The sequence below is a fragment of the Microcystis sp. M53603_WE2 genome, assembly GCF_030065435.1.
The window spans coordinates 1-5,354 of the sequence record NZ_JASJFF010000642.1; the positions used below are offsets into that span (position 1 = coordinate 1).

The following is a 5,354-nucleotide window of genomic DNA, read 5'->3' on the forward strand; positions in this document are numbered from 1 at the left end:
ACCATCAAATTGATGTGCTTGAGCTTGCTCAAACCAGTTTTTGACCTGAGTATAAAGAGTCGGATGATTAGCTTTAAGGGCGACAACGTAGTCAGCTTTTTTGGCTTGAATATGATTAAGTAGGTGGGTGGAATTAAATATAAAATGAACGTAGGTTGGGTTGAAGCATGAAACCCAACGCCCGCATGGGTTACGCTACCGCTAACCCATCCTACAAATAATTGTGCCTACCTACTTAACTGCTAAATTAGATGAGCTTACCCTGTTTAATACGGATACCATAAGAACTAGGATGATTGTCTATTTCTTGGTATTTTTGAGTATACGAAAGTTGAAGGGTAACATATAAGTTTAGAAGCAATAAAGCCGATAACAATCAGTTACAATTATTTTTATCTTCGTTTCAATCCCAAAACACTTAAAAAGAAACTGGAAAAAACCACCTGTACTCCCAACGCTAGAGCGGTTACGGAAGGAATGACAATCCGCATGGTCACGGCTGGATCTAAAGACCCATAAAGTCGAGCATTCCAAATATATAAAGCATACAGTGAACCGCCCATACCTAGCAAAAATAAAATTACGCCAATGCTCAATCCCACCTCCAGATTAATATAACGCAAAAATCGTCTTAACTTGCGGTCTTCCGGTAATAAACCCTCGCTGATAGCAAAAGCTTTTGTGAAGATGGCAAAACTGACGATTTGAAAGCCAATAATCAAAGCTGTGGCTGAATAGAGAAGGGTGTGAACTCTCGGTTGAGGAATAAACCAAATCGTCGCCACAAACCCCAGAAACATTAAAGCCAGTCCGGGGTAGAGAAACAACCAGCGAGGACTATACATTAAGAGAAATCGGAGATGTCGCCAGCCATCGCGCCAAGTTTTTAGGTGGGGGGGACGACTGCGACCGTCAGGGGATAAAGTGGTTGGTACTTCGGTAATTTTCAGACCGTAGAGGGATGCTTTCACCACCATCTCGCTGGCGAATTCCATGCCAGTGGTGCGTAGGTTCAATTGTTCGATCGCCTGTTTACTAAACCCGCGCAATCCACAGTGAAAATCACCACAGGGACTACCAAAAAATAACCGTCCTAACCAAGTCAAGACAGGATTGCCCAGATACTTATGCAATACTGGCATCGCCCCGGGTTTAATTCCCCCCTGAAAACGATTGCCCATCACCAAATCATAACCCTGTCGCAATTTTTCTAGGAAAGGCGAGAGATTGGTAAAGTCATAGCTATCATCGGCATCCCCCATAATAATGTATTGACCTTTGGCGGCGGCGATACCTCCCCGCAGGGCGCTACCATAACCCCTTTCCGGGATGGGAACCACCCGCGCCCCTGAATTAGTGGCAATTTCTTGGGAACCATCGCTACTGCCATTATCGGCGATTAGCACCTCTCCCGCAATTTTGTGTCGTTCCAGATAATCTCGCGCTTTGCCGATACAGGTGGCCAGGGTTTCCGCCTCGTTGAGACAGGGCATGATGATCGATAATTCTAAAGTAGGTATCTGCTCATTAGAGGCGGCATCTGCCATGACCTGATTTTCCAGCATAACAATCGCGGTGGAGTCGTTTTGCTCAAGAGTATAACAGGATTATTGACATTTGTGACAACAAATTTTTGATTGCTCAACAGTGCCGCCTTAATTGATTGGCTTGTCTTTGTCCCCAATAACCTATAATGATTGGGCTGTTCATTATCCAGATTTCCGAAGCTATCTAAGCTAGACAGGGCCTTCAGCATCCCAACAACGGGGTTTAGATTACGAACAGCTTAGGGCAAAAATTTGGCAACCCAGAGAAAATGATACTGAAAAATTAAAAATTGAAGTTTATCTTGGTTTCACAGCCATAAACCTTAGCTATATCAAGCTTAAAATCGAAATGAACTTAAAAGTTTAGTTGTAACATATAAGTTTAGAATTGACAGTGCCGATAGCAATGGATTACTGGGGAATAAATAACGTGAAGGTGCAGGGAAAAATGCCAGATCAATTGCAATATACAAAAATAAGCGGAGTAAAATTATAGATAAGGCAAAAGAAATAATCAATGTGTATTGATTGAGAAGTTGGGAGTGAACAGGTTTAACCAAGTAATAGACCAATAATATTACAAAAGATATCATTCCAAGAATATTGATGATCTGAATTAAAGGAGTGATCTGGTTTAAATAGAAGATAAGGTCTTTATTTAAATCTGGTTGGTTAACTAGATAAGTTCGACGATGTGCCACTCGATTAAATATTGATCTCATTTCAGGGGTTACTCGAGGATCATCCGTATTTTGTAATAATTTCTTACTACTGACTCGTGGCAAAAATAAATATCCACTCATTTCAGTTAATGAATGAGGAAATTTGTTTAGCCAAAATCCTATATCTATATCATCAAAAGAGAAAGTTTTCTGGTTAATTCTTTTATCGTTAAATGCCTCTTGCAGTTCAGAATTAATTTGAGTAAAAACTTGATACATACTCCTATCTTCTGTTAAATTGCTTCTTCTAATTGCTTCTATTGTTGACCAGTACACCCAATCAATTGCTACTTCTATATTAGTAGTATCTTTTCCACCGAGTCTAGTAATTCTCCTAGCTAATTCTTCTTCGATTAGAGGTTTGACTTGATTCAATGTTGGACTCACTTGATAAGCCATTTTTAATTGTTGGCGATTTATATTGACAAACTCAAAATCATCTATATTTTGACCATCATCTATACTCTGAATCTGGGAAAAAGTTTCTTTGAAAGCCGATGAGTTACTAATGGATAACGCTGGTAATTCTAGAAAAAAAGCATTTAATAAAGTAAAAACTGTAGTAATTAATAAACTTATAGCAATGGGAATAATACAAATCGGCAAAGCTTCTCGAATAGCTCTTGCTATATTCATTCTATTTCTTAATACAAGAATAACAAAAACAACTAGGTAACTCAGGAAGAACACTATCTGCTCTGGACGGGTAATGAATATTATTCCTAAACACAATCCACCAAGAACGGAAAATATTAGTGGCTCTTCGTTACTTGGTATGGTTCGATAGGGGGGCATAAATCGACTAAATCCTTATCTGGCAAGAGATTTAATCCATTAGTTCGCTCTAGATCAAAAATAATTGACAAAAATCGCCAAATATCTTTCTCTATAAGGGTTTCATCTCTTATAATCCTGTCCGTTGCATAAGACAAACCGAAGAGCCATATTAGTTTCCTGGCTAAATTTTCTGACATAACAGTTATGACAGTTAAAGCCAAAAGGATATGATATAAGCTAATGGCTATTGTTTCAGTTAAAATAGTATTGAACCACAGAAAAGTTGTTATATGAAAAGTTAAAATTGCAAAAATAACTAAGCAGATATATCGAGGAATTTTTAGTAATCTAAAACTAAAAACTAATAAAATATTAGAGAGAGTGTAAAAAATCTCATGACTAATTCTTAGAGAAAAATTAAGAAAATTAGAAAACATTATAAATATTGGATATCCTGGCATATAATCGATTATTGCCTTAGCTTTATTAGTAGGAAACCAAATATTCTGATCTGCCATTAACGTATAGAGCAAGGAATCTCTTGTCTGACCAACAATTTCACTGTTTCTGATTAAAAAAAACTTGATAATGATCATTGATAAAATCCCACAAGCAAAGAATAATTTGTTTATATCTTCGCAAAATATTCTCGTCAATAATTGTTTTTTTGCCATAATATTTACTGCACTTAACTAAATTAAGTAACGTCGAAATTGACCTACTAATAACAAGGAAAACTATCTGCTCTTAGGGTCTTTTTTATGCTTATTTAAACCACGAAAACTCCAGTGTTTGTGCAAGAAAAAATTATAAAACATTAAACCTGCACTCACAATTACTACCGATGCCATGTACCATAGTTTAAATACTTCTACCAAAATAAACATCCAAGCCACGTTAATTAATAAGCCAGAAAACATGACATTATAGTACTTTATCAATTCTGGAAAAAAGGTTTTTGTACTGGTATTAAAAGTATAAAACTTATTTAGGCAAAACCCAATAAAACTTGTATAAATTAGAGCAATCACTACCGAAGCAATGTAATGAAATTTGATTTTTTCAGTTAATAAATATATGGAAAAAGTATAAATAATATTACAGGTTAAACCAAAAATAAAAAATCGTCGAAATTGTTGACTAGATAGTAAAGAACAAAATTTGTAAAAACTCTTTTGAAGTAGATTAATCATAATTTAGATTACTTTGGCAATAACTTGGGTTAGACGATAGTAACTACTATATCGAATACAGATAAACTGTCCTCACATATTCAAATCTCTTATGATCATAGTCCCCTTTCTGGGATAGGAACCACCCGCGCCCCTGAATTAGTGGCAATTTCTTGGGAACCATCGCTACTGCCATTATCGGCGATTAGCACCTCTCCCGCAATTTTGTGTTGTTCCAGATAATCTCGTGCTTTGCCGATACAGGTGGCCAGGGTTTCCGCCTCGTTGAGACAAGGCATGATGATGGATAATTCTAGAGTAGGTATCTGCTCCTTAGAGGCGGCATCTGCCATGACCTGATTTTCCAGCATAACAATGGCGGTGGAGTCGTTTTGCCCAAGAGTATAACAGGTTATGTACAGCAGTGTCCCAAATTGTTAGCAGACAATCTGCTTATTCTTTTTCCTCTGAGCGGCAATCTATATCTGAAGTTGAATGGCGATCGCTCTACCCGACTCTCTGACTTTCTTTATTTGGCAATTTGACCCAAATTTTCGAGCAACTGAAATTCTGATACTATCCTCGCCATCCCACCTGATTATTTGCTAGAAGTCATGGCCAAATCTCCTTAACCCCAACTGACGTTACATTTGCTCAAAAGCTATCTGCTTGGCGCTGAATTTTTGATGCGTCCGGGACGCATCCCACAGCCAAATATCGCCAATTTCCCCCTAGGCTTTAGGTCTTAAATAAACTAGAGACTGTTGCCAAATTAAAGTGGGTTTATCGTAGTGATCGACCAGGTATAGACAGTTAACATCTTGCCAAAGGATGCGACCAACGAGGAGATCATCGGTGCTTAACTTAATTTCTACTTCCCGTTTCTCTTGAATATAGCTCTGTACTTGTTTGATACTCGGCAGACCAGGATCAAATTGAGACATAATGAGTTTATCGATGAGGTGTTCATCCTCTATTATTCCTGTTGAGTAGCTTTTATTGACCTTGACATCCTCACCGCCGTAAACGGACGGTGATTCCCAAACCTCACGATTTAGGTTTCTGCTTCTTTCCCGAAGGATTTTTCGCACCTGCCTTAACAGATTTACTCTGTTCTGGTCTTATGGTCGCTCTAC

The 5,354-nt window shown here is 37.9% G+C and carries 4 protein-coding genes and 1 pseudogene; all 5 read right to left on the reverse strand.

The genetic code is table 11. The annotated features are described in order from the left end of the window. Positions 1–392: 392 nt before the first annotated feature. On the reverse strand, positions 393–1,565 hold the full coding sequence (locus PX481_RS13775; RefSeq protein WP_288094763.1) for a glycosyltransferase family 2 protein: 1,173 nt from the start codon (positions 1,563–1,565) through the stop codon (positions 393–395). A gap of 320 nt (positions 1,566–1,885) precedes the next feature. After that, positions 1,886–3,064 carry a hypothetical protein gene (locus PX481_RS13780; protein ID WP_288023735.1) on the reverse strand — a complete coding sequence of 393 codons (1,179 nt, stop codon included), beginning with the start codon at positions 3,062–3,064 and terminating at the stop codon, positions 1,886–1,888. A gap of 719 nt (positions 3,065–3,783) precedes the next feature. Next, positions 3,784–4,239: a GtrA family protein gene (locus PX481_RS13785; RefSeq protein WP_288023738.1), complete on the reverse strand. Its 456-nt coding sequence runs from the start codon at positions 4,237–4,239 to the stop codon at positions 3,784–3,786. A 101-nt stretch (positions 4,240–4,340) separates the two neighbouring features. Then, a pseudogene (locus PX481_RS13790) lies at positions 4,341–4,589 on the reverse strand (glycosyltransferase); the annotation flags it as partial. 360 nt (positions 4,590–4,949) lie between these two features. Further along, entirely contained in the window at positions 4,950–5,162 is a 213-nt protein-coding gene (locus PX481_RS13795) for an Hfq-related RNA-binding protein (RefSeq protein ID WP_002756689.1), read from the reverse strand. Between the last annotated feature and the right edge of the window lie 192 nt (positions 5,163–5,354).

What these genes read in the sequence shown, in the direction of transcription:
- PX481_RS13795 (WP_002756689.1), bottom strand. Translation starts at nt 5,162, where the DNA reads ATGTCTCAATTTGATCCTGGTCTGCCGAGTATCAAACAAGTACAGAGC.
- PX481_RS13775 (WP_288094763.1), bottom strand. Translation starts at nt 1,565, where the DNA reads ATGCTGGAAAATCAGGTCATGGCAGATGCCGCCTCTAATGAGCAGATA.
- PX481_RS13780 (WP_288023735.1), bottom strand. Translation starts at nt 3,064, where the DNA reads ATGCCCCCCTATCGAACCATACCAAGTAACGAAGAGCCACTAATATTT.
- PX481_RS13785 (WP_288023738.1), bottom strand. Translation starts at nt 4,239, where the DNA reads ATGATTAATCTACTTCAAAAGAGTTTTTACAAATTTTGTTCTTTACTA.